This is a genomic window from Brachybacterium sp. UNK5269, assembly GCF_049266655.1.
In the GTDB taxonomy this organism is placed as follows: Bacteria; Actinomycetota; Actinomycetes; order Actinomycetales; family Dermabacteraceae; genus Brachybacterium.
This window is the reverse complement of sequence record NZ_CP184883.1, coordinates 1,658,831-1,682,392: the sequence shown is the minus strand read 5'-3', so window position 1 is coordinate 1,682,392 and position 23,562 is coordinate 1,658,831. Positions and strand designations below refer to the sequence as shown.

Below are 23,562 nucleotides of genomic sequence, written 5' to 3'. Positions count from 1 at the left end.
CTGAAGGATACGTGCCGCTCAGGCCTCGGCCACGGTCCATCCGCGTTCGGCGAGCTCCCGCGTGAGCAGCTCCTCACGGGAGGCGTCGATCGCGATGTGCGCGAGGCCCACGGCCCGGCCCAGCTCGTGCTCGAGCCGGAGGTCCTCGAGGTTGACGCCGATCTGTCCGATCTCCGTCAGCAGCCGGGCCAGCTCCCCCGGACGGTCCGGCACCAGCACCACCAGGGTCGCGAAGGCGTCGGTGCGGCCGCCGTGCTTGCCGGGGATGCGCCGCACGCCGCGGTTGCCGTCGGCGATGAGGTCGGCGAGGGCGCGGCGGGAGCCGCGGGCGGGGTCCGGGGAGCCGGTCAGCGAGTCGAGCGCGGCCAGCACCGCCGTCAGGCGCTCCTGGACCGGGGAGAGCACTGCGGCGACCGCGGCGGCGTTGGCGCCGAGGATCTCGACCCACAGCCGGGGGTCGGAGTCGGCGATGCGGGTGGTGTCGCGCAGGCCCTGGCCGGACAGGCCCAGCGCGGTCTCGGTGGGCTCCAGCAGGGTCGCCCCCAGCAGGCTCGCCATCACCTGCGGCACGTGGGAGACCTGGGCGACGGCGATGTCGTGGGAGGCGGCGTCGAGGGTGACCGGCACCGCGCCGATCTCGGTGGCGAGCCCCCGCAGGGCGGTGACCGCCTCGGGGAGCGTGCGCTCGTGCGGGACCACCACGAAGGGGCGCCCCTGGAACAGGTCGGCGCGGGCGGCGATCAGCCCGGAGACCTCGCGTCCGGCCATCGGGTGGCCGCCGATGTAGCGGGGCAGGTCCGCGGGGCGGGCGCGCTCGCGCAGCCCCTCCAGGACGGTGGTCTTGACGCTCGCGACGTCGGAGACCAGTGCCTGCGGCCAGCTGCGCAGCGCGCGGTCCACGAGCGCGGCGGCGACGTCGGGCGGGGCGGCCACCAGCACCAGCGCCGGGTCCTCGTCCTCGGGGGCGGGCAGCGCCCCCACCCCCAGCTCGACGGCCAGCGCGGTGGTGCCCGGGGAGACGTCCTCGACCTGCACCGGGACCCCGGCCCCGCTCAGCGCCATGCCCAGGGAGCCGCCGATCAGCCCGGTGCCGATGATGCGCACCGGGGAGGGGACCAGCGTCCTCACAGGCCCACCTCCGCCATCAGGGTGCCGAGCTCGCGGCCGGTCAGCTCCCGGGTGCCCCCCGGGGCGAGGTCCCCGAGCAGCACCGGGCCGATCCGGGTGCGCACGAGCGCGGTCAGCTCGAAGCCCTGGGAGGCGAACATGCGCCGCACGATGCGGTTCCGGCCCTCGTGGAGCGTCACCTCGACCACGGCCTCGCGGCCGTCCTGGGCGAGCACCCGGGCGCGGTCGGCGCGGGCGGGCCCGTCCTCGAGCTCGACCCCTTCGCGCAGCGCCCTGACCAGTCCGCGGGGCGGGCCGCCGGGGGCGTCGAAGCGGCACACGTAGGTCTTCTCGACCGCGAAGCTGGGGTGGGTGAGGCGATGGGCGAGCTCCCCGTCGTTGGTCAGCAGCAGCAGGCCCTCGGTCTCGGCGTCCAGCCGGCCCACGTGGAAGAGGCGCTGCGAGTAGCCCGCGGTGAACTCGGACAGGTCGCGCCGCCCCTCGGGGTCGCTCATCGCGGAGACCACCTGGCGGGGCTTGTTCAGCGCCAGGGTCACCTTGGTCTCGTCCAGCTGCAGGCGGCGCCCGTCGACGTGGACCACCTGCGCGGCGGGGTCGATGCGCACCCCTGCTCGCGCACCACGACGCCGTCGACCATCACCCGGCCGCCGGAGATCAGCGCCTCGCAGGCGCGGCGGGAGCCGAAGCCGGCTCTGGCCAGCACCTTCTGCAGCCGCTCGCCGTCCTCCCGGTGCTGGTCGGCGGCGTCCTCCGCGGTCCCCCGCGGCGCAGGCAGCGCGGTGCCCTGCTCATCGCGCAGGCGCACCTTCCGCGGCGGGGTGAAGGCGCTGCGGCGCCGCTGCGGCCGGGAGCCGCCGTGCGCGGGGCGCCCCCCGCCCGGCCGGTCGGCGGCCATCAGGCCGCGCCGCCGCGGGAGATGAGCTCCCGGGCGAGCTGGCGGTACGCCTCGGCGCCGCGGTTCGCGGGCGCGTAGGAGGTGATCGGCTCGGCGGCCACGGAGGCGTCCGGGAACTTCACGGTGCGGTTGATGGTGGTGTGGAAGACCTTGTCGGGGAAGGCCTCGACCACCCGCTGGCAGACCTCGCGGGCGTGGAGGGTGCGCGGGTCGAACATGGTGATGACGATGCCGTCGAGCTCGAGGCGCGGGTTGATGCGGTCCTGCACCTTCTCGATGGTCTCGACCAGCAGGGCCACGCCGCGCAGCGCGAAGTACTCGGCCTCCAGCGGGATGATCACCCCGTGGCTGGCGGCCAGGGCGTTGACCGTCAGCAGGCCCAGCGAGGGCTGGCAGTCGATCAGGATCACGTCGTACTCGTCGGTCACCGGGCGCAGCACGCGCGCCAGCGCCATCTCCCGGGCGACCTCGTTGACCAGGGTGACCTCGGCGGCGGAGAGGTCGATGTTGGCCGGCAGCACGTCGAGGTTCTCGGTGGGGGTCTGCTGGATGACGTCGCGGATCTCGTGCCCCCGCTCCATCAGCAGGTTGTAGACGGTCAGGTCGAGGTCGTAGGGGCTGACCCCGGTGCCGGCGCTGAGCGCGCCCTGCGGGTCCAGGTCCACCAGCAGCACCTTGCGGCCGAGCTCGGCCAGCGCCGCGCCCAGGTTGATCACGCTGGTGGTCTTGCCCACCCCGCCCTTCTGGTTGACCAGGGAGATGATCCGGGCCGGGCCGTGTCCGTCGAGCGGGGCCGGCTCCGGGAGCTCGGGCATCGGGCGGCCGGTGGGGCCGAGGTCGATGTCCAGCTGGCGGGGGGAGGTCGGGCTCACGTCGGTGTCCTGTCGTCGGCGTCGTGGTCTGGTGCGGGCGCGGAGCGAGCCGCCAGGGGGCCGGAGGGGCTCCGGTCCGGCCCGGGACGCGGCGGCCGCGGCGGGCCGTCGATGTCTCGTGGTCGACGCTCCCGCGGCCGGGGGCCGAGCGGGGGCGTCGTGCCGGACAAGTCTAAGCCCCCCGCCGCGCCCGGGGGTGGGCGCCGGCATGGGCCTCGCGCAACGAGTCGACGGTGACCTGGGTGTACAGCTGGGTGGTGGTGACCGAGGCGTGGCCCAGCAGCTCCTGCACGCTGCGCACGTCGGCTCCGCCGTGCAGCAGGTGGGTGGCGTAGGAGTGGCGCAGGGTGTGGGGGCTGATCGGCTCGGGCAGGTCGGTGAGGTCGGCGGCCGCGGCGGCCCGCTGCACGATCTGCCAGGCGGCCTGGCGGGTCAGGCGGGTGCCGCGGGAGCCCAGGAAGAGCGCCGGGGTGCCGGCGCCGCGGGCGGCCAGGGCGGGGCGGCCACGGGTCAGGTACGCCGCGAGCGCCTCGAGCGCGCAGCGGCCGACGGGCACCACCCGGTGCCGACCGCCCTTGCCGCGCAGCAGGGCCGAGCGCTCTGCGGCGTCGAGGTCGTCCAGGTCCAGCCCGGTGGCCTCGGAGATGCGGGCCCCCAGCCCGTACAGCAGCTCGAGCAGGGCGCGGTCGCGCAGCGCCCGCTCGGTGGCGTCGCGCCCGGTGCCCGGGCGCCCGGCGGCCTCGATCAGCGCCTCGACCTGGTCGATGCTCAGGGGGTGGGGCAGCCGCGCCGGCAGCGCCGGGGTGGGCACGAGGCGGGAGGGGTCGCCGGTGGTGGAGAGCCGCTCGGCGTCGAGGAAGGCGTGCAGGCCGCGCACCGCCGCCAGGGAGCGGGCGGCCGAGGCGGCCGAGAGCGGGCTGCCGCGGTCGGCGCCGGTGCGCAGCGCCTGCAGCCAGTCCCCGAGCCGCTGGGGGACGACGGCGGCGGGATCGACGTCCTCGCGGGCGAGGGCGGCGAGGTAGCGGGTGAGGTCGCGGCGGTAGGCGGCCAGGGTGTTGGCGGCGAGCCCGCGCTCGATTCGCAGATGGCTCAGGTACTCCTCGAGGATCCGTCGGTCACCGGGGCGCAGCATCGCCTCCCCGGGAGGGGGCGGGTCTGCGCCCGGGCTCACAGGGTGACGAAGGGATCGATCGCCAGGGCCACGAACAGCACGGTGAGGTAGGTGATCGAGCCGTGGAAGACCGTCATCGGGGCGAGCTCCTTGCCGCTGAGGCCGCGGCGCACGCGCACGGCGTAGCGGATCACGAGGAAGCCGAACCAGGCGCCGGCGCCGACGGCGGCCGCGCCGTAGACCCAGCCGGTGTGCCCCAGCGGGATGATCGCGAGGCTGGCGGCGATCATCAGGGCGGTGTGCATGATCATCTGGCCAGCCACGCTGCCGCGGGAGGCGACCACGGGGAGCATCGGCACCCCGGCGTTGGCGTAGTCCGCGGAGAACTTCTCGGCCAGCGGCCAGTAGTGCGGCGGGGTCCAGAAGAAGATCACCAGGAACAGCAGCACGGCGGTCCAGGAAACCGTCCCGGTCACCGCCGACCAGCCGATCAGCACCGGCATGCAGCCGGCCACCCCGCCCCAGACGATGTTCTGGCTGGTGCGGCGCTTGAGGATCATCGTGTAGAAGACGACGTAGAGCAGGATCGCGCCCACCGCGAGGGCGGCGGACATCCAGTTCACCAGCAGCCCCAGCCAGAGCGCGGAGACGATCGAGAGCACGATGCCGAAGGTCAGCCCGGCGCGGGGCGAGATCGCCCCCGTCACCAGGGGCCGGTTCCGCGTCCGCTTCATCTTCGCGTCGATGTCGCGCTCGAGGTACATGTTCAGCGCGTTCGCGCCGCCCGCGGCGAGGTAGCCGCCGATCATGGTGGCCAGGATCAGCCACAGCGAGGGGAACCCGCCCGCGGCCAGGAACATGGTGGGGATGGTGGTGATCAGCAGCAGCTCGATGATGCGGGGCTTGGTCAGCGCCACATAGCTGCGGATGACGGAGCGGACGGACCGCTGCGGGGTCCCCTCACCGCCCTGACCGGTGCTGCGGAGCGAAGCTCCCTGGGTGGCGGTCACCGCCCACCGTCCTTCCTGCTGAGCGCGACGCGGTCGTCGCGTGAACGACGCAGTCGTCGCGTGAACCCCGCCAGTCTAGGCCGACGCTCCCCGCGATGGCGCTGCGCCACAGGTGAGACCGCGCACCGTCCCCTGCGGCAACAGCCTGGACCGGGGCGACGCCTGCGGGCCGCCACGACTAAGGTGGGCGACGTCGCCTCGTGCAGGACCCCCCTCGTCGACGTGTGCGTGCGGGGACGGTCCGCGAGGCCATCCGATGCCAGCGGCCGCCGCGGCCGCACCCCGCGAAAGGAACACTCGACGTGACAGAGACCTTCAAGGCCCCCGAGGGCTGGACCGAGCTGGACAAGCGCGCGATCGACACCGGGCGCGTCCTGGCCGCCGACGCCGTGGAGAAGGTTGGCAACGGCCACCCCGGCACCGCGGTGAGCCTGGCCCCCGCCGCGTACCTGCTCTACCAGGACGTCATGCGCCACGACCCGACCGACCTGGACTGGCTGGGTCGGGACCGCTTCGTGCTCTCCGCCGGGCACTCCAGCCTCACCCAGTACATCCAGCTGTTCCTCGGCGGCTTCGGCCTCGAGGTCGAGGACATCGCGCAGCTGCGCACCTGGGGCTCGAAGACGCCGGGCCACCCGGAGAACTTCCTCACCGACGGCGTGGAGATCACCACCGGTCCGCTCGGCCAGGGCATCTCCTCGGCGGTCGGCTTCGCGATGGCCCAGCGCCGCGAGCGCGGCCTGCTCGACCCCGAGGCCGCCCCGGGCACCAGCCCCTTCGACCACTTCACCTACGTGATCGCCTCGGACGGCGACCTGCAGGAGGGCGTCAGCAGCGAGGCCAGCTCGCTCGCCGGCACCCAGCAGCTCGGCAACCTGATCGTGATCTGGGACGACAACGAGATCTCCATCGAGGGCGACACCTCGATCGCCTTCACCGAGGACACCGCCGCTCGCTACGCGGCCTACGGCTGGGACGTCCGCACGGTGGACTGGACCCAGGGCGGCACCGAGTACGTCGAGGACGTCGCCGCGCTGAAGGCCGCGATCCTCGAGGGCCAGCAGGTCACCGACAAGCCCACCTTCATCCGCCTGCGCACCGTCATCGGCTGGCCGATCCCGGAGCTGGCCGGCACCCACGGCGTCCACGGCGCCAAGCTCGGCGCCGAGGGCGTCGCGGGCCTGAAGACCGCCGTCGGCTTCGACCCGGAGCGCCAGTTCCAGGTCGACGAGGAGGTCCTGGCCCACACCCGCGGCCTCGCCGAGCGCGCCGCCGCCGCCAAGGCGCAGTGGGAGGAGGGCTTCCAGGCCTGGCGCACCGCCCACCCCGAGCGCGCCGCGCTGCTGGAGCGCCTGCGCGCCCGCGAGCTGCCCGAGGGCTTCGCCGAGGCCTTCCCGGTCTTCGAGGCCGACGCCAAGGGCATCGCCACGCGCGCCGCCTCCGGCAAGGTCCTCGAGGCCCTCGCCCCGGTGATGCCGGAGCTGTGGGGCGGCTCCGCCGACCTCGCCGGCTCGAACAACACCACCATGAAGGGCGAGCCGTCCTTCCTGCCCGCCGAGATCGGCTCCGAGCAGTTCTCCGGCGACCAGTACGGCCGCACGCTGCACTTCGGCATCCGCGAGCACGGCATGGGCGCGATCCTCTCCGGGATCTCCCTGCACGGCCTGACCCGCCCCTACGGCGGCACCTTCTTCCAGTTCGCCGACTACATGCGCGGCGCGGTGCGCCTGGCCTCCCTGATGAAGGTCCCGGCCACCTACGTGTGGACCCACGACTCCATCGGCCTGGGCGAGGACGGCCCCACCCACCAGCCGGTCGAGCACCTGGCCGCCTACCGGGCGATCCCGAACCTGTCGATCGTGCGTCCGGCCGACGCCAACGAGACCGCCGCGGCCTGGAAGGCGCTGCTGGAGCGCGACCACGGGCCCGTGGGCCTGATCCTCAGCCGCCAGGCGATGCCGACCTTCGACCGCAGCGAGTACGCCGCGGCCGACGGCCTGGCCCGCGGCGGCTACATCATGAAGGACGCCTCGGCCGCGCCGCAGGTCATCCTCATCGCCACCGGCTCCGAGGTGCAGTACGCCGCCGAGGCGCAGCGCCTGCTCGAGGCCGAGGGCGTGCCCACCCGGCTGGTCTCGATGCCGTCGATCGAGTGGTTCGACGAGCAGGACGAGGACTACCGGGAGTCGGTGCTGCCGTCGTCGGTGACCGCGCGCGTGAGCGTCGAGGCCGGCATCGCGATGCCGTGGCACCGCTTCCTGGGCACCCACGGCCGGGCCGTCTCGCTCGAGCACTACGGTGCCTCGGCCGATGCGGGCACCCTGTTCGAGAAGTTCGGCTTCACCGCCGAGGCGGTCGTCGAGGCCGCACGGGACTCGATCGCGGCGGCCGGCGCCTGATCCCCGGCGGGGCGGGGCCCACGGGCCCCGCCCCGCTCCCCCGTCGCCGCCCCGTGCCGGCCACGGGGACCCCAGCAGTTCGCCACAGGGCGCTCGGCGCCCGGAAGGAACTCCCATGACCCAGAACCCCCGCACCCAGACCCTCTCCGACGCCGGCGTGTCCATCTGGCTCGACGACCTCTCCCGGCAGCGGATGAGCTCCGGCAACCTGCAGGAGCTCATCGAGTCCCGCAACGTCGTCGGCGTGACCACCAACCCCTCGATCTTCCAGGCCGCGATCTCCGGCCGCTCCGAGTACGACGCGGACATCGCCCGCCTCGCCGGCGAGGGCCGGGACGTCGACGCGATCGTCGAGGTGCTCACCACCGACGACGTGCGCCGCGCCGCCGACCTCTTCTCCGACCTGTTCACCGCCAGCGGCGGCTTCGACGGCCGGGTCAGCATCGAGGTCGACCCCCGGGCCGCCCATGACACCGAGCGGACCATCGCCCAGGCCAAGCACCTGCGCGACGTGGTGGACCGCGAGAACGTCATGGTCAAGATCCCCGCCACCGACGCCGGGCTGCCCGCGATCACCGCGGCCATCGCCGACGGCATCAGCGTCAACGTCACCCTGATCTTCTCGGTCGCGCGCTACCTGGAGGTCATCGAGGCCTACCTCACCGGCCTCGAGCAGGCCGCGGCGGCCGGGCACGACCTCGCGAAGATCCACTCCGTGGCCTCGTTCTTCGTCTCCCGCGTGGACGCGGAGATCGACCAGCGCCTGGAGGCCCTCGGCGGCGAGGCGGAGACCCTGCGCGGCAGCGCCGGGGTCGCCAACGCCCAGGCCGCCTTCGGGGAGTACCTCGTGGCCTTCGGCTCCGAGCGCTTCCAGGCGCTCGCGGCGCAGGGCGCGAACGTGCAGCGTCCGCTGTGGGCGTCCACCGGGGTGAAGAACCCGGAGTACCCCGACACCCTGTACGTCGACCACCTGGTCGCCGATCCGTGCGTGAACACCATGCCGGAGAAGACCCTCGAGGCGGTCGCCGAGCACTCCGAGCTCAAGGCCCCGCTGTCGGCCGAGACCGCCGCCTCCGCCGAGGGCGTGCTCGCGCGCGTCGCCGACGCCGGGGTGGACCTGGCCGACGTCTTCGCGCTGCTCGAGCGCGAGGGCGTCGAGAAGTTCGAGAAGGCCTGGGAGGAGCTCCTGGCCACCGTGTCGGCGACCATCGACGACACCCGCGCCTGAGCCCTCGACGAGCACGGCCCTGCCCGCCGGGGCGGGCCGTGCTCGTCTCGTCCGTGTCCGAGAAAGGACCATCGTGACCGATACCCGCACCTCTTCGGGCGCCGCCGAGGCGCCCGAGATCGACAATCCGCTGCGCGACCCGCGCGACCGTCGGCTGCCCCTGATCGCGGGCCCCAGCTCCATGGTGATGTTCGGCGTCACCGGCGACCTCGCGCGCAAGAAGCTGCTGCCGGCGCTCTACGACCTCACCCACCGCGGCCTGCTGCCCCCCAGCTTCGGCCTGGTCGGCTTCGGTCGCCGCGACTGGTCCGACGACGACTTCGCCGAGTACGTGCGCAAGAGCGTCTCCGAGCACTCCCGCACCGGCTTCTCCGAGAACGTCTTCGAGCAGCTGCGCGGGCGGCCTCCGCTTCGTCACCGGCACCTTCGACGACACCGCCGCCTTCGAGCGGCTCACCGAGGTGGTCGGCGAGCTGGACCGCACCCGCGGCACCGGCGGCAACCACGCCTTCTACCTCTCGATCCCGCCGGACGCCTTCCCGCAGGTCTGCGGACAGCTGGCGAACTCCGGGCTCAACACCCCCCGGGACGGCTCCTGGCGCCGGGTGGTCATCGAGAAGCCCTTCGGGCACGACCTCGCCTCCGCCCGCGAGCTCAATGAGGTGGTCGAGCAGGCGTTCCGCCCCGAGGACGTCTTCCGCATCGACCACTACCTGGGCAAGGAGACCGTCCAGAACATCCTCGCGCTGCGGTTCTCCAACCAGCTGTTCGAGCCGATCTGGAACTCTCACTACGTCGACCACGTGCAGATCACGATGGCCGAGGACATCGGCATCGGCTCCCGCGCCGGGTACTACGACGGCATCGGCACCGCCCGCGACGTCATCCAGAACCACCTGCTGCAGCTGCTGGCGCTGACGGCGATGGAGGAGCCGGTCTCCTTCCGCGCCGCCGACCTGCGGGCCGAGAAGGAGAAGGTGCTCGCCGCCGTCGAGCTGCCGGAGGACCTCGCAGCCCATACCGCCCGCGGCCAGTACGTGGGCGGCTGGCAGGGCGGCGAGCAGGTGCGCCCGTACCTCGAGGAGGACGGGATCCCGGCCGACTCGACCACCGAGACCTTCGCCGCCATGCGGCTGGACATCGCCACCCGCCGCTGGGCGGGGGTGCCGTTCTACCTGCGCGCCGGGAAGCGCCTGGGCCGGCGCGTCACCGAGATCGCGGTGATGTTCAAGCGCGCCCCCTTCCTCCCCTTCCGCTCCACCGACACCGCGGACCTGGGCCAGAACGCGATCGTCATCCGGGTCCAGCCCGACGAGGGCGTGACCATGCGGTTCGGCTCGAAGGTGCCGGGCACCCAGATGGAGGTGCGGGACGTGTCGATGGACTTCGCCTACGGCATGAACTTCACCGAGAAGTCCCCCGAGGCCTACGAGCGGCTGATCCTGGACATGCTGCTGGGCGACCCGCCGCTGTTCCCCCGCCAGAAGGAGGTCGAGCTGTCCTGGGCGATCCTCGACCCCATCACCGAGTACTGGGCCCAGCACCTGGCGCCGGCGTCGTACCGCCCCGGCACCTGGGGCCCCGACACCGCTCACGAGATGCTCACCCGTGACGGACGCACCTGGAGGCGACCATGATCACCACCCTGACCGACACCACCACCTCCGCGATCGACAAGACGATGATCGAGATGAGGGAGACCTTCGGCGAGAACACCATCGGTCGGGTGCTCACCCTCATCATCATCTCCGCCGGCGACCTGGAGGCCCCCCTCGAGGCGGCCATCAGCGCCAGCCGGGAGCACCCCGCCCGGGTGATCGTGGTGGACGCGGATCCGGAGGCCGAGACCGCCGGCCTGGACGCCGAGATCCGGGTGGGCCGCGACGCCGGCTCCGGCGAGATCGTCATCCTGCACGCCCGGGGCGACAACCTCTCGACGCTCGACACGCTGGTGATGGCCCTGCTGCTGCCGGATGCGCCGATCGTGACCTGGTGGCCGGGCAGCGCGCCCTCCTCCCCGATCCACGACGTGCTGGGCTCCATGTCGCAGCGCCGGATCACCGATGCCGCCGCCTGCCGGAACCCGCTGGGCACCCTGAAGCGGCTCCGCCGCGGCTACGCCAACGGGGACTCCGACCTGGCCTGGTCGCGGCTGACCCGCTGGCGCGGACTGCTCGCGAGCGCCTACGAGGTGCCGCCGGTCGCCGTCCCCCGCCGGGTGCAGGTCACCGGCTCCCCAGAGAACCCCTCGGTGGTGCTGATGGCCGCCTGGCTCGAGCACACCCTCGGCGTCGAGCCCGAGATCCTGGCCCCGGAGGACGCGGACGCGCCGAGCAACGGCATCCACGGGGTGCGCCTGGTGCGCGAGGACGGCGACATCGAGCTCACCCGGGTCGACGACGAGTCGATCCTGCTGAAGCTGCCCGGGGACGACACCGAGCAGCACGTCACCATGCCGCGCCGCACCCTGGACGAGCTGCTGGCCGAGGAGCTGCGCCGCCTGGATCCCGACGAGGTCTACGGCGAGGTGCTGGCCCGCGCCTTCAGCGGCATCGAGGACGCCGCCACCTTCGCCACCGGCAAGCCGCCGAGCGCGGACGTGGTGCTCGCCGAGACCGACGCTGTCGCCCGCGTCGCCGCCACCCGCAGCGCGGACCAGCTCGCCGAGGCGCTCACGCAGCGACCGACCGCGCATCTCGTGCTCACCGGCGGCACCGTCGGCACGAGGACCGCCGCGGCGCTGCCCGCGGCGCTCGCGAAGGCCGGCGTGGACGTGAGCCGACTGCACCTGTGGTGGGGCGACGAGCGCTTCGTCGAGGCGGACTCGGACGAGCGCAACGAGGTGGGGGTGCGGGCCGCCCTCGAGCAGCTGCAGGAGGCCGGACTGCCCGCGCGGAACATCCACGTGATGCCCTCGCCCTCGGACGGCATGTCCCTCGAGGAGGCCGCCGCCCGGTACGGGCAGCAGCTGAACCAGGCCGGCGGCGACGAGCCGTTCCGCACCCGCGGCAGCGCCTTCTTCGACGTGGTGCTGCTGGGCGTCGGCCCCGACGGCCACATCGCCTCGCTGTTCCCCGAGCATCCCGACCAGTCGGAGGTGGGGGCCAGTGCGGTCGCGGTGACCGCCTCGCCCAAGCCGCCGGCGGAGCGGATCTCGCTGACCTGGCCGGTGCTGAACTCCTCGCGGCACGTGGCGCTGCTGGTCGCGGGCGCCGAGAAGGCCGAGGCGGTGCGGGCCGCCCACGGCGCGATCGATCCCTGGCAGGTGCCGGCCTCGGCCGTGCGCGGGCTGGAGAGCACGGTCTGGTACCTCGACGAGGCCGCGGCGGGTCGCACCCCCGCCTGAGCGGGGCCCTGCCCCGCGGCAGGCAGAAGGGCCGGTCACCCTCGTGGTGACCGGCCCTTCTGCTCAGCTGCGCGGGATGCTCAGAGGAAGCGCTCCAGGACGCTCAGGCCGACGGCGCACAGCGCCCAGCCCACCGCGAGGGTGACCGTGAGGCGGTTCAGGTTGCGCTCGGCGACGCCGGAGGCGCTCGCGGAGGAGGAGACCCCGCCGCCGAACATGTCGGACAGACCGCCGCCGCGCCCCTTGTGCAGGAGCACGAGCATGATCGTGAGCAGGCCGAGCACGGCCAGCAGGACCTGGAGGACGATCTTCAGCAGGGGCAGATCCACGGGGGGCGTCACCTTCCACGGAGTTTGACGGACCGATCCAGCATACGCCACGGGCCGGGCCTCGCCAAGGCCCGGCCCGTGTGGTGCGAGGCTCCTCGCACCGGTGTCAGCACCGCAGGCTCAGCCCTGGTAGCCGACGATCTTCGCGAACTCCTCGGCCTTCAGCGAGGCGCCGCCGACGAGGGCGCCGTCGACGTCCTGCTTGGTCATCAGCTCGGCGACGTTCGAGGACTTCACGCTGCCGCCGTACAGGACCCGCACCGCGTCGGCGACCTCGTCGCCGTGGAGCGAGCGGAGGGCGCCGCGGATCGCGCTGCACACCTCCTGGGCGTCCTCGGGGGTGGCGACCTCGCCGGTGCCGATGGCCCACACCGGCTCGTAGGCGATCACGATCTGCTTGGCCTGCTCGGCGTTCAGACCGTCGATGCCGCCCTCGAGCTGGGCGAGGGTGTGCTCGACGTGCCGGCCGGCCTGGCGCTCCTCGAGCGGCTCGCCGACGCACAGGATCGGGATCAGCCCGGCCGCGAAGGCCGCCTTCACCTTGGCCCCGGTGACCTGCTCGTCCTCGCCGTGGTACTGGCGCCGCTCCGAGTGGCCCACGGCCACGTAGGTGCAGCCCAGCGCCTTCAGCATGGAGCCGGAGACCTCGCCGGTGTAGGCACCGGACTCGTGCGCGGAGAGGTCCTGGGCGCCGTAGGCGATCGGGAGCTTCCCGGCATCGACGGCGACCTGCACGGTGCGCAGGTCGACGAAGGGCGGCAGCACCACGGTCTCCACGAGCGAGGTGTCCACCTCCTTCAGCTGCTCGCCGAGCTCCTCGACCAGGGCCAGGCCCTGCTTCCAGTCGAGGTTCATCTTCCAGTTGCCCGCCATCAGCGGGGTGCGGGTGGTCATGCGGCGTCCTCCTCGAGGATCGAGATGCCCGGCAGGTCCTTGCCCTCGATGAGTTCGAGGCTCGCTCCGCCGCCGGTGGAGATGTGCGAGAAGAGGGATTCGTCGAATCCGAGGTTGCGGACGGCGGAGGCGGAGTCGCCGCCGCCGACCACGGTGTAGCCCGATGCCCGCGAGAGGGTCTCCGCGACCGAGCGGGTGCCCGCGGCGAAGGTGTCGAACTCGAAGACGCCCATCGGGCCGTTCCAGAACACGGTGGCGGCGTCGGTGATCTTCTCGCCGAACAGCCGCGCGGTCTCCGGGCCGATGTCCATGCCCTCCTGGTCGGCGGGGATCTGGTCGGCGGGGACCACGGTGGCCGGGGCGTCGGGGGCGAACTCGGGCGCCACCACGGTGTCGACCGGCAGCACCAGCTCGACGCCGTTGGCCTTCGCGCGCTCCATGTACTCGCGCACCACGTCGAGCTTGGTCTCGTCCAGCAGGGACTGGCCGATCTCGAAGCCCAGCGCCTTCTGGAAGGTGTACGCCATGCCGCCGCCGATCAGGATGCGGTCGGCCCGGCCCAGCAGGTTGTCGATCACGGCGAGCTTGTCGGCGACCTTCGCACCGCCGAGGACCACCACGAAGGGGCGCTCGGGGGACTCGGTGACCCGGCGCAGGGAGTCGACCTCGCGCAGCACCAGCTCGCCCGCGGCGGCCGGCAGCAGCGTCGCCAGCTCGTACACGGAGGCCTGCTTGCGGTGGACGACGCCGAAGCCGTCGGAGACGAAGGCGTCCCCGAGGGCGGCGAGCTCCTGCGCGAAGGCGAGGCGCTCCTGGTCCTGCTTCGCGGTCTCCCCCGGGTTGAAGCGGAGGTTCTCGAGCACGGCGACCTGGCCGTCGCCGAGGGCGGCGACGGTCTCCTGGGCGGAGGCGCCCACGGTGTCGCTCGCGAAGGCGACCTCCTGGCCCAGCAGCTCGCCGAGGCGCCCGACGACCGGGCGCAGCGAGTACTTCTCCTCGGGGGCACCCTTCGGGCGGCCGAGGTGGGAGATCACGGCGACGCGGGCACCGGCCTCGACGAGGCGGGTCAGGGTGGGCAGGGCGGCGCGGATGCGGCCGTCGTCGGTGATGGTGGTCCCGTCCAGGGGGACGTTGAGGTCCGCGCGGACGAGCACGCGGCGGCCGCGCAGCTCCCCGAGCGAGTCGATGGTCTTCAGCACTGTGGTGGTTCCTTCTGGTCGTGGCCGCCGCCGGGACGAGCGGGCAGCGGCGCCGGGGACGAGCGGAGCCCGCCGGAGGCCGACCCCTCGGGGTGGCGACCGGCGGGCTCCGGGATGATCCGTGTCGTCAGTGCGACGTGGGGATCAGAGGGACTTGCCCACCAGCAGCGAGAGCTCGACGAGACGGTTGGAGAAGCCCCACTCGTTGTCGTACCAGGTGAAGACCTTCACCAGGTTGCCGTTGACCTTGGTCAGCTGCGAGTCGAAGATCGAGGAGTGCGGATCGCCCTCGATGTCCTTGGAGACGATCGGGTCCTCGGTGTAGCGCAGGATGCCCTTGAGGGGGCCCTCGGCCGCCTTCTTGATCGCGGCGTTGATCTCCTCGACGGAGACCTCGCGGGAGGCCTCGAAGGTGAGGTCGGTGATCGAGCCGGTGGGGACCGGCACGCGCAGCGAGTAGCCGTCGAGCTTGCCCTTGAGCTCGGGCAGCACCAGCGCCACGGCCTTGGCCGCACCGGTGGTGGTGGGGACGATGTTCAGCGCGGCGGCGCGGGCACGACGCGGGTCCTTGTGCGGGCCGTCCTGCAGCACCTGGTCCGAGGTGTAGGCGTGGACGGTGGTCATCAGGCCCTTGACGATCCCGAACTCGTCGTTCAGCACCTTCGCCACGGGGGCGAGGCTGTTGGTGGTGCAGGACGCGTTGGAGATGATGTGGTGGTTCTCGGGGTCGTAGTCGCCCTCGTTCACACCGATGACGAAGGTGCCGTCCTCGTTCTTGCCGGGGGCGGAGATGATGACCTTCTTGGCGCCGGCCTCGATGTGGGCCTTGGCCTTCTCCGCGTCGGTGAAGATGCCGGTGGACTCGATGACGACGTCCGCGCCGATCTCGCCCCACGGGATGTTCTTCGGGTCGCGCTCGGCGTACGCCTTGATGGTCTGCTCGCCGACGGTGATCGAGTTCTCGTCGTACGAGACCTCGTAGGGCAGGACACCGCTGATCGAGTCGTACTTGATCAGATTCGCGAGCGCGGCGTTGTCGGTGAGGTCGTTCACACCGACGATCTGGATGTCTGCCTGCTGCTCGAGAGCGGCGCGCAGGAAGTTGCGGCCGATGCGACCGAATCCGTTGATTCCGACCTTAATGGTCACGGGTTCCTCCTTGATTCACAGGGGATCTGCGAAATATGGACAGTGGCGCGCACGCCCTCGTACGCTCGGACGGCGCCGGCTGTGACCGACGACCGGTGTGATCCTATCAATGTCCGCCCGGGCCCCGTCACGGACCAAGGTCCGGCGAGACGGGCGGACGGCCCTCGTCGGCGCCCTCCTCGGTGCCGGGCAGCCCGAGGTCCTCGGCGCGCTTGTCCGCCATCGCCAGCAGGCGGCGGATCCGCCCGGCGACCGCGTCCTTGGTCAGCGGCGGGTCGGCCAGCCGTCCCAGCTCCTCGAGGCTCGCCTGGCGGTTCTCCAGCCGCAGCCGGCCGGCGGCCCGCAGGTGCTCGGGGACCTCGTCGCCGAGGATCTCCAGGGCGCGCTGGACGCGCTGGCCGGCGGCCACCGCGGCCCGCGCCGAGCGGCGCAGGTTGGCGTCGTCGAAGTTCGCCAGCCGGTGCGCGGTCGCCTTCACCTCGCGCTTGGTGCGCCGGTCCTCCCAGGTGCGCACCGTCTGGTGGGCGCCCATCCGGGCCAGCAGGGTGGAGATGGCCTCCCCGTCGCGCAGCACCACCCGGTCCGCGCCGCGCGCCTCGCGCGCCTTGGAGGCCACGCCCAGGCGGCGGGCGGCTCCCACCATCGCCAGCGCCACCTCCGGTCCCGGGCAGGACAGCTCGAGCGCGGCGGAGCGGCCGGGCTCGGTGAGAGTGCCGCGGGCCAGGAAGGCGCCCCTCCAGGCGGCCTCCGCGTCGACCGTCGCGCCGCCGACGACGAAGGGGGGCATGCCGCGCACCGGGCGGCCGCGGGCATCGAGCAGCCCGGTCTGGCGGGCCAGCATCCCGCCCTCCCGGTCGACCCGCACGATGTAGCGGGTGGTGCGGCGGATCCCGGAGGGGGCCAGCACGGCCAGGTCGGCGCGATGCCCGTACATGTCGGAGATGATCCCGTGCAGCCGGCGGGCGACGGCCGCCGAGTCCAGCTCCGCCTCCACCACCACCCGCCCGGCCACCAGGTGCAGACCGCCGGCGAAGCGGAGGATCGCCGCCGCCTCGGCCTTGCGGGCCGAGGGTCGCGTCACCGTGAGGTGGCTCAGCTCCTCCTTGGCCTCACCTGTCAGCGCCATGCGTCTCCTCCTCGGTCGCGGGCGCGGCTGCCCCCGCCGTGCGGTGATGGTCCCCGGCCCGGCGCGCGCCCGCGGCGGGCTCGACGTCGCCGTAGGCGTCGTCGAACAGATCGCGGTACGCGGCGGCCAGCCGCACGGGGTCGTGATGGGGCAGGCCGTCGCCCACGCTGACCTGGCGCAGCAGGGTGCGGATCCCGTGCGCGGTGGCCGCCTCGGCGAGCTCGAGGGCGTCGTCCAGGGTGGTGGGATCGGCCAGCAGGGCGTCGAAGCCGCAGCCGGGGGCCCGTTCCAGCAGCACCTCCAGCAGGTCGATGCTGGACATGCCCTCGGCCTCCTGCACCCCCACCGAGAGGTTCGCGGTGATGCAGCAGCGCGCCGGGCTGGTGCGGATCGCCTCGGCGATCTCGGGGATCATCAGGTGCGGCAGCACCGAGGTGTACCAGGAGCCCGGGCCCACGATGATCCAGTCGGCGCGGCCCAGGGCCTCGATCACGTCGCGCGGGACCCGGGGCCGCGGCGGGATCAGGCGCACGTCCTCGACCCGCCCCTCGGCGGTGGCGACCTGGAACTGGCCCGAGACCGTGCGCAGCGCCCCGTCGGCGGCGCGGACGTCGGCCTCGATGTCCAGCGGGTCCAGCGCCATCGGGAGCACCCGTCCGCGCGCCCCCAGCAGCTCGGCCATCTGGTCGAGGCCCTCGATCGGGTCGTCGAGGATCTGCCACAGCGCCACGATCATCAGGTTGCCGAGGGCGTGGCCGTCCAGCTCGCCCTCGGTCGCGAAGCGGTGCTGGATGACGTCCCCCCAGATCGAGCCCCAGTCGGAGTCCTCGCACAGGGCGGCCAGCGCCATCCGCAGGTCCCCGGGGGGCAGCACCGGCATCTCGGTGCGGATCCGGCCGGAGGAGCCGCCGTTGTCCGCGACGGTGACCACCGCGGTGATGTCGTCGGCCAGCAGGCGCAGGGCCCGCAGGTTCGCGGCCAGCCCGTGGCCTCCCCCGAGGGCGACCACCCGCAGGGGCCGCTGGGGGTTGCCGCGGCGGCCCCGGCGGGCGCTCGCGGAGCGGTCGGCGGTGCGCAGGCGGTGGCCGGGGGCGCGGGGGGCGATGCTCATTCCCGCCCCAGATCCCGGTGGCGCAGCCGCACCGCGTGGCCCTGGCGGCGCAGGGCCTCGCCGATCCGCTCGGAGATCGCGACCGAGCGGTGCTTGCCGCCGGTGCAGCCGATCGCGAGGGTCGTGAAGTGCTTGTTCTCGGCGCTGTAGCCGCGCAGCACGGGCACGATCATCTCGAGGTAGCGGTCGACGAACTCGGCGGCGTTGGCGTCGCCGAGGACGAAGTCGGCGACCTCGAGGTCGGTGCCGCGCTTGTCGCGCAGCTCGGGGACCCAGTACGGGTTGGGGATGAAGCGGACGTCGCTGACGTGGTCGGCCTCCAGCGGGATGCCGTACTTGAAGCCGAAGGACAGCATCGTCACCGTCAGCTGCTGCTCCTGACTGGTGCCGAAGACGGTGCGCATCTTCATCGTCAGCTGGTGCACGTTCAGCGGCGAGGTGTCGATGACCAGGTCCGCCATCCGGCGATACGGGGCCAGCATCTCCCGTTCGCGGCGGATGCCCTCGAGCACCCCCTCCTCGCCCTGCAGCGGGTGGGGGCGGCGCACCGAGTCGAAACGCCGCACCAGGGTGGGCTCGTCGGCGGTGAGGAACAGCAGCCGCAGGCGCAGATCGGCTCGGCGCAGCTCGGCGACCACGTCGGGCAGCTCGCTGAAGAACGGCCCCGAGCGGGGGTCCACCACCACCGCGAAGCGGTTCGCGCGACCGACGGCGGAGGCCCGCAGCTCGAAGAGGGTGCCGATCAGCTGCGGCATGATGTTGTAGACGACGTACCAGCCCATGTCCTCGAGGGCATGGGCGGCGGTCTCCCGACCCGCTCCGGCGAGCCCGGTGATGATGACGACGTCACCGCGGGGGTCGGAGCTGGGCAGGGGTGCGGATCCGTCGGTCACGGGCGCTCCTTCCGAGGCGGGGGGCGGCAGGGGGTCAGCGGTCGAGGATCTCGCCGGTCGCCATGTCCACCATGACGTCCAGGGAGTCCTCGGCGTCCGCGGCGCCGGTGGCGGCGTCCGCCCCCGTCCCGGATCGTAGCGCGGCCGTGATCTGCGCGGCCAACGCGGGTCCGATCCCGGGGACCGCGACGAGGTCCTCCTCACTCGCCTCCCGGATCGCGGAGACCGTCACGAAGCGGTCCAGCAGTGCGCGGCGCCGGGCGGGGCCGAGCCCCGGCACCCCGTCCAGGGCGCTGACCTGCATGGCGCGGCCGCGCTTGGAGCGGTGGTAGGTGATCGCGAAGCGGTGCGCCTCGTCGCGCAGTCGCTGCACCAGGAACAGCGCCTCGCTGGTGCGCGGGAGGATCACCGGGTAGTCGTCCCCGGGCAGCCAGATCTCCTCGAGGCGCTTGGCGATGCCCGCCAGGGCGATGTCGGTGATCCCCAGGTCGTCGAAGGCGCGCTGGGCGGCGGCGACCTGGGCCGGTCCGCCGTCCACCAGGATCAGCGAGGGCGGGTACGCGAAGCGGCGCCGGTCCTCCTCGGACTGCTCGGGCGGGTCGAGGTGGTGCTTCAGCCGTCGGGAGATCACGTCGTACATCGAGGCGGTGTCGTCGCGGGCGGCGGCGCCGGTGACCGAGTAGCGGCGGTACTCGCTCTTCTTCGGCAGCCCGTCCTCGAAGACCACCTGGGAGCCGACGACGTTGGTGCCGTGGGAGTGCGAGATGTCGAAGCACTCGATCCGCAGCGGCGGCTCGGCCAGGTCGAGCGCCGCCCCGAGGTCCTCGAGGGCCTTGGAGCGGGCGGTGAGGTCGCCGGTGCGCTTGAGGCGGTGCAGCCGCAGCGCCTCGGTGGCGTTCTCGTTGACGGTCAGCAGCAGGTCCTTCTTCTCGCCGCGCTGCGGGACGCGCAGGTCCACCGGCCGGCCGATCAGCTCCAGCACCTGCTCGCGGTTGGCGGGCATCACCGGCACCAGGATCTCCCGGGGCGCCTCCCCCTCCGAGTACAGGGTGGTCAGCGCCCGCTCGACGAGGTCGGGGCCGGAGGAGGTGTCCAGGATCTCGGCGGTCCAGCCGCGCTGGCCGCGGATGCGGCCGCCGCGCACGTGGAAGACCTGCACCGAGGCCTCGAGCTCGTCCTGGGCCAGTCCGATCAGGTCCGCGTCGGTGGCGTCGGAGAGCACCACCGAGTTCTTCGCCATGACCTTCTCGAGGTTCTTCAGGTCGTCGCGCAGCCGCGCCGCGGTCTCGTAGTCCATCGCCGCCGCCGCGTCCCGCATCTGGCGCTCGATGCGCCGGGTGTAGGTGGCGGTGTTGCCGGCCATGAAGTCGGCGAACTGCTCGGCGAGCCGCCGGTGCTCGTCCACCGAGATGTCGCCCACGCAGGGGGCGGCGCATTTGCCGATGAAGCCCAGCAGGCAGGGCCGGCCCGAGCGCTCCGCCCGGCGGTACACCCCGGCCGTGCAGGAGCGGATCGGAAACACCCGCAGCATCAGGTCGAGGGTCTCCCGGATCGCCCACACCTGGGTGTAGGGGCCGAAGGTGCGGTCGCCCTTGGCGCGGGGCCGACGGGTGATGTGCACCCGCGGCACCTGCTCCCCCATGGTCAGCACCAGGTACGGGTAGGACTTGTCGTCGCGGAACTTGACGTTGAACCGCGGGTCGAACTCCTTGATCCAGGTGTACTCGAGGGTCAGGGCCTCCACCTCGGTGGTCACCACCGTCCACTCGACGCTCGCGGCGGTGGTGACCATGCGCCGGGTGCGCTCGTGCAGCGCGGTGAGGTCCTGGAAGTAGTTCGACAGCCGCTGGCGGAGGTTCTTCGCCTTGCCGACGTAGATGACGCGGCCGTGCTCGTCCCGGAACCGGTACACCCCCGGTCTGGTGGGGATGGTCCCGGCCGCAGGACGGTAGGTCGCCGGATCAGCCATCAGGACATCATCTCTCAGCCGGCCGCGCGGCCCGATCGTCCGGCGCCCAGCAGCGGGGCGAGGAAGCGTCCGGTGTAGGAGCCGTCGACCTTCGCGACCTGCTCGGGGGTGCCGGTGGCCACGATCTGCCCGCCGCCGGAGCCTCCCTCCGGACCGAGGTCGATGACGTGGTCGGCGGTCTTGATGACGTCGAGGTTGTGCTCGATGACGATGACCGTGTTGCCCTTGTCCACCAGTCCGCCCAGCACCTCGAGCAGCTTGCGCACGTCCTCGAAGTGCAGCCCCGTGGTGGGCTCGTCGAGCACGTAGATGCTGCGGCCGTTGGAGCGCTTGTGCAGCTCCGAGGACAGCTTGACGCGCTGCGCCTCGCCGCCGGAGAGGGTGGTGGCCGACTGGCCCAGCTTCACGTAGCCCAGACCCACGTCCACCAGGGTCTGCATCTGACGGCGGATCGCCGGGACGGCGTCGAAGAACTCGAGCGCCTCGGCGATGGACATGTCCAGCACCTCGGCGACGTTCTTGTCCTTGAAGCGCACCTCGAGGGTCTCACGGTTGTAGCGCTGCCCGTGGCAGACCTCGCACTGGACGTAGACGTCCGGCAGGAAGTTCATCTCGATCTTCAGGGTGCCGTCGCCGGAGCAGGCCTCGCAGCGGCCGCCCTTGACGTTGAAGGAGAACCGCCCGGCGGTGTAGCCGCGGATCTTCGCCTCGTTGGTCTGGGCGAACAGGGTGCGCACCCGGTCCCAGACCCCGGTGTAGGTGGCGGGGTTCGAGCGGGGGGTGCGGCCGATCGGCGACTGGTCGACGTGGATGACCTTGTCGAGGTGCTCGAGGCCGGTGACCCGCTTGTGCCGGCCCGGCACCAGCCGGGCCCGGTTGAGCTCCTTGGCGAGCACGGAGTACAGGATGTCGTTGACCAGCGTGGACTTCCCGGAGCCGGAGACGCCGGTGACGGCGGTGAGCACGCCGAGGGGGAAGGAGACGTCCTGGCCCTTGAGGTTGTTGGCGCGCGGGGCGACCACCTTGATCATGCGCTGGCGGTCCAGCGGACGCCGGAGGCCGGGCACCGGGATCTCCAGCTCGCCCGAGAGGTAGCGCCCGGTGAGGCTGTCGGGGTTGCGCTTGAGGTCCTCGACGCTGCCGGAGTGGACCACCCGGCCGCCGTGCTCACCGGCCAGCGGGCCGATGTCCACCACCCAGTCGGCGGAGTTCAGGGTGTCCTCGTCGTGCTCGACGACGATCAGGGTGTTGCCGAGGTCCCGCAGCCGCTCGAGGGTCGCGATGAGGCGCTCGTTGTCCCGCTGGTGCAGGCCGATCGAGGGCTCGTCGAGCACGTACAGCACCCCGACCAGGCCCGAGCCGATCTGGGTGGCCAGGCGGATGCGCTGGGCCTCGCCGCCGGAGAGGGTGCCCGCGGCGCGGGCGAGGGAGAGGTAGTCCAGGCCCACGTCGAGCAGGAAGCCCAGGCGGGAGCGGATCTCCCGCAGCACCTCGTCGGCGATCGCCGCCTCCCGCACGCCGAGCTCGAGGTGTTGGTGGAACTCGAGGGCCTCGCGGATCGACATCTCGCAGACCTCGGCGATGGAGCGCCCGCCGACGGTGACGGCGAGCACCTCGGGGCGCAGTCGCGCGCCCTTGCAGGTCGGGCAGGGGACCTCGCGCATGAACTGCTCGTAGCGGTCCTTGGCCCAGTCCGACTCGGTGTCGGAGTGGCGGCGCTCGAGGAAGTGCATGACGCCCTCGAAGCCGGTGGAGTAGGTGCGCTCGCGCCCGAAGCGGTTGCGGTACTTCACGTGGACCTTATGGTCCTTGCCGTGCAGCAGCGCCTCCTTGGCGCGCTCCGGCAGGGCCCGCCAGGGGGTGTCCATCGAGAAGCTGAGCTCCTCGCCGAGACCGGCCATGACCTCCTGATGGCGGTCGGCCGAGCCCATCGACCAGGGCGCGATGGCGCCCTCGGCGAGCGACAGGTCCTCGTCGGGGATCACCAGCTCGGGATCCACCTCGAGGCGCTGCCCGAGGCCCGTGCACTCGGGGCAGGCGCCGTAGGGGGCGTTGAAGGAGAAGGTGCGCGGCTCGATGTCGTCGATCGCCAGCGGGTGGTCGTTGGGGCAGGCCCGCTTCTCCGAGAAGCGGCGGCTGCGGGCCGGGTCGTCCTCGGCCAGGTCCGCGAAGTCGACCACCAGGATGCCCTCGGCGAGCCGCAGCGCCGTCTCCACCGAGTCGGTGAGGCGGCGGCGGGAGTCGGGCTTCGCGGCGAGGCGGTCGACGACCACCTCGATGGTGTGCTTGAACTTCTTGTCGAGGACGATCTCCTCGTCGAGCCGACGGTTCTGCCCGTCGACCCGGGCCCGGGCGTAGCCCTGGCTGCGCAGCGCGCTCAGCAGGTCCGCATGCTCGCCCTTGCGCCCCTGGACCACCGGGGCCAGCAGCTGGAAGCGGGTGCCCTCGGGCTCCTCGAGCAGGGTGTCCACGATCTGCTCGGCGGAGGAGGAGCTGACCAGCTCGCCGCAGACCGGGCAGTGCTGCTCGCCGGTGCGCGAGAACAGCAGGCGCAGGTAGTCGTAGATCTCGGTGATGGTGCCGACGGTCGAGCGCGGATTGCGGTTGGTCGACTTCTGGTCGATCGACACCGCCGGGGACAGGCCCTCGATGAGGTCGACCGACGGCTTGTCCATCTGGCCCAGGAACTGCCGGGCGTAGCTCGACAGCGACTCCACGTACCGTCGCTGCCCCTCGGCGAAGATGGTGTCGAAGGCCAGGGAGCTCTTGCCGGAGCCGGAGAGCCCGGAGAACACCACCAGCTTGTCGCGGGGGATGTCGATGTCGATGTTCTTGAGGTTGTGCTCGCGCGCACCACGGACGACCAGGGAATCAGTCACCGGATCATCCTAGGGCCGCGGCAG

16 protein-coding genes and 2 pseudogenes are annotated in these 23,562 nt (G+C 72.6%); 4 read left to right on the top strand and 14 right to left on the bottom strand.

Going from position 1 to position 23,562, the window contains the following annotated elements:
* Positions 1-18: 18 nt before the first annotated feature.
* From ACOJUI_RS07725 to ACOJUI_RS07705, 5 genes and pseudogenes are all read right to left on the bottom strand, one after another.
* Positions 19-1,128: a prephenate dehydrogenase gene (locus ACOJUI_RS07725; RefSeq protein ID WP_422117475.1), complete on the bottom strand. Its 1,110-nt coding sequence runs from the start codon at positions 1,126-1,128 to the stop codon at positions 19-21.
* A pseudogene (locus ACOJUI_RS07720) lies at positions 1,125-2,023 on the bottom strand (pseudouridine synthase). Before ACOJUI_RS07720 ends, ACOJUI_RS07725 begins: the two are co-directional and overlap by 4 nt.
* Positions 2,023-2,895, bottom strand: coding sequence for a ParA family protein (locus ACOJUI_RS07715; protein WP_422117474.1), 873 nt, complete (start codon positions 2,893-2,895; stop codon positions 2,023-2,025). The pseudogene ACOJUI_RS07720 and the gene ACOJUI_RS07715 overlap by 1 nt, the downstream one beginning before the upstream one ends.
* A gap of 172 nt (positions 2,896-3,067) precedes the next feature.
* Entirely contained in the window at positions 3,068-4,027 is a 960-nt protein-coding gene (locus tag ACOJUI_RS07710) for a tyrosine recombinase (protein WP_422117473.1), read from the bottom strand.
* A 35-nt stretch (positions 4,028-4,062) separates the two neighbouring features.
* The gene (locus tag ACOJUI_RS07705; protein ID WP_422117472.1) at positions 4,063-5,016 is read right to left on the bottom strand and encodes a heme o synthase; all 954 of its coding nucleotides are present in this window, start codon (positions 5,014-5,016) and stop codon (positions 4,063-4,065) included.
* A gap of 302 nt (positions 5,017-5,318) precedes the next feature.
* On the opposite strand from ACOJUI_RS07705, the gene tkt reads away from it, so the two are divergent.
* The 4 genes and pseudogenes from tkt (at position 5,319) to pgl (ending at position 11,989) form a co-directional block, all read left to right on the top strand.
* Positions 5,319-7,415: a transketolase gene (gene tkt, locus ACOJUI_RS07700; RefSeq protein ID WP_422117471.1), complete on the top strand. Its 2,097-nt coding sequence runs from the start codon at positions 5,319-5,321 to the stop codon at positions 7,413-7,415.
* 115 nt (positions 7,416-7,530) lie between these two features.
* Positions 7,531-8,643: a transaldolase gene (gene tal, locus ACOJUI_RS07695; protein WP_422117470.1), complete on the top strand. Its 1,113-nt coding sequence runs from the start codon at positions 7,531-7,533 to the stop codon at positions 8,641-8,643.
* 73 nt (positions 8,644-8,716) lie between these two features.
* A pseudogene (zwf, locus tag ACOJUI_RS07690) lies at positions 8,717-10,280 on the top strand (glucose-6-phosphate dehydrogenase).
* A complete protein-coding gene (gene pgl / locus ACOJUI_RS07685) occupies positions 10,277-11,989 on the top strand; it encodes a 6-phosphogluconolactonase (RefSeq protein ID WP_422117469.1) in 1,713 nt (570 codons plus the stop codon). The pseudogene zwf and the gene pgl overlap by 4 nt, the downstream one beginning before the upstream one ends.
* An 80-nt stretch (positions 11,990-12,069) precedes the next feature.
* Here the strand turns inward: pgl and secG are convergent, their stop codons facing one another.
* From secG to uvrA, 9 genes are all read right to left on the bottom strand, one after another.
* A complete protein-coding gene (secG, locus tag ACOJUI_RS07680; RefSeq protein WP_422117636.1) occupies positions 12,070-12,312 on the bottom strand; it encodes a preprotein translocase subunit SecG in 243 nt (80 codons plus the stop codon).
* Positions 12,313-12,438: 126 nt separating this feature from the next.
* Entirely contained in the window at positions 12,439-13,212 is a 774-nt protein-coding gene (gene tpiA, locus ACOJUI_RS07675) for a triose-phosphate isomerase (protein WP_422117468.1), read from the bottom strand.
* Positions 13,209-14,408 (bottom strand): phosphoglycerate kinase, encoded by a 1,200-nt coding sequence (locus ACOJUI_RS07670; RefSeq protein ID WP_422117635.1) that lies wholly within the window; start codon positions 14,406-14,408, stop codon positions 13,209-13,211. The genes tpiA and ACOJUI_RS07670 overlap by 4 nt, the downstream gene beginning before the upstream one ends.
* Before the next feature lie 147 nt (positions 14,409-14,555).
* Entirely contained in the window at positions 14,556-15,560 is a 1,005-nt protein-coding gene (gene gap / locus ACOJUI_RS07665; RefSeq protein ID WP_422117467.1) for a type I glyceraldehyde-3-phosphate dehydrogenase, read from the bottom strand.
* A gap of 127 nt (positions 15,561-15,687) precedes the next feature.
* The gene (gene whiA / locus ACOJUI_RS07660) at positions 15,688-16,686 is read right to left on the bottom strand and encodes a DNA-binding protein WhiA (RefSeq protein WP_422117466.1); all 999 of its coding nucleotides are present in this window, start codon (positions 16,684-16,686) and stop codon (positions 15,688-15,690) included.
* On the bottom strand, positions 16,670-17,797 hold the full coding sequence (locus tag ACOJUI_RS07655) for a gluconeogenesis factor YvcK family protein (protein WP_422117465.1): 1,128 nt from the start codon (positions 17,795-17,797) through the stop codon (positions 16,670-16,672). The genes whiA and ACOJUI_RS07655 overlap by 17 nt, the downstream gene beginning before the upstream one ends.
* Entirely contained in the window at positions 17,794-18,690 is an 897-nt protein-coding gene (rapZ, locus tag ACOJUI_RS07650; RefSeq protein ID WP_422117464.1) for an RNase adapter RapZ, read from the bottom strand. Before rapZ ends, ACOJUI_RS07655 begins: the two co-directional genes overlap by 4 nt.
* A gap of 34 nt (positions 18,691-18,724) precedes the next feature.
* Entirely contained in the window at positions 18,725-20,659 is a 1,935-nt protein-coding gene (gene uvrC, locus ACOJUI_RS07645; RefSeq protein ID WP_422117463.1) for an excinuclease ABC subunit UvrC, read from the bottom strand.
* 14 nt (positions 20,660-20,673) lie between these two features.
* The gene (gene uvrA, locus ACOJUI_RS07640; protein WP_422117462.1) at positions 20,674-23,538 is read right to left on the bottom strand and encodes an excinuclease ABC subunit UvrA; all 2,865 of its coding nucleotides are present in this window, start codon (positions 23,536-23,538) and stop codon (positions 20,674-20,676) included.
* Positions 23,539-23,562 lie beyond the last annotated feature (24 nt).

Coding starts and splice junctions, on each gene's coding strand:
- uvrC (WP_422117463.1), bottom strand. CDS start 20,659: ATGGCTGATCCGGCGACCTACCGTCCTGCGGCCGGGACCATCCCCACC.
- ACOJUI_RS07655 (WP_422117465.1), bottom strand. CDS start 17,797: ATGAGCATCGCCCCCCGCGCCCCCGGCCACCGCCTGCGCACCGCCGAC.
- whiA (WP_422117466.1), bottom strand. CDS start 16,686: ATGGCGCTGACAGGTGAGGCCAAGGAGGAGCTGAGCCACCTCACGGTG.
- tpiA (WP_422117468.1), bottom strand. CDS start 13,212: ATGACCACCCGCACCCCGCTGATGGCGGGCAACTGGAAGATGAACCTC.
- tal (WP_422117470.1), top strand. CDS start 7,531: ATGACCCAGAACCCCCGCACCCAGACCCTCTCCGACGCCGGCGTGTCC.
- ACOJUI_RS07710 (WP_422117473.1), bottom strand. CDS start 4,027: ATGCTGCGCCCCGGTGACCGACGGATCCTCGAGGAGTACCTGAGCCAT.
- pgl (WP_422117469.1), top strand. CDS start 10,277: ATGATCACCACCCTGACCGACACCACCACCTCCGCGATCGACAAGACG.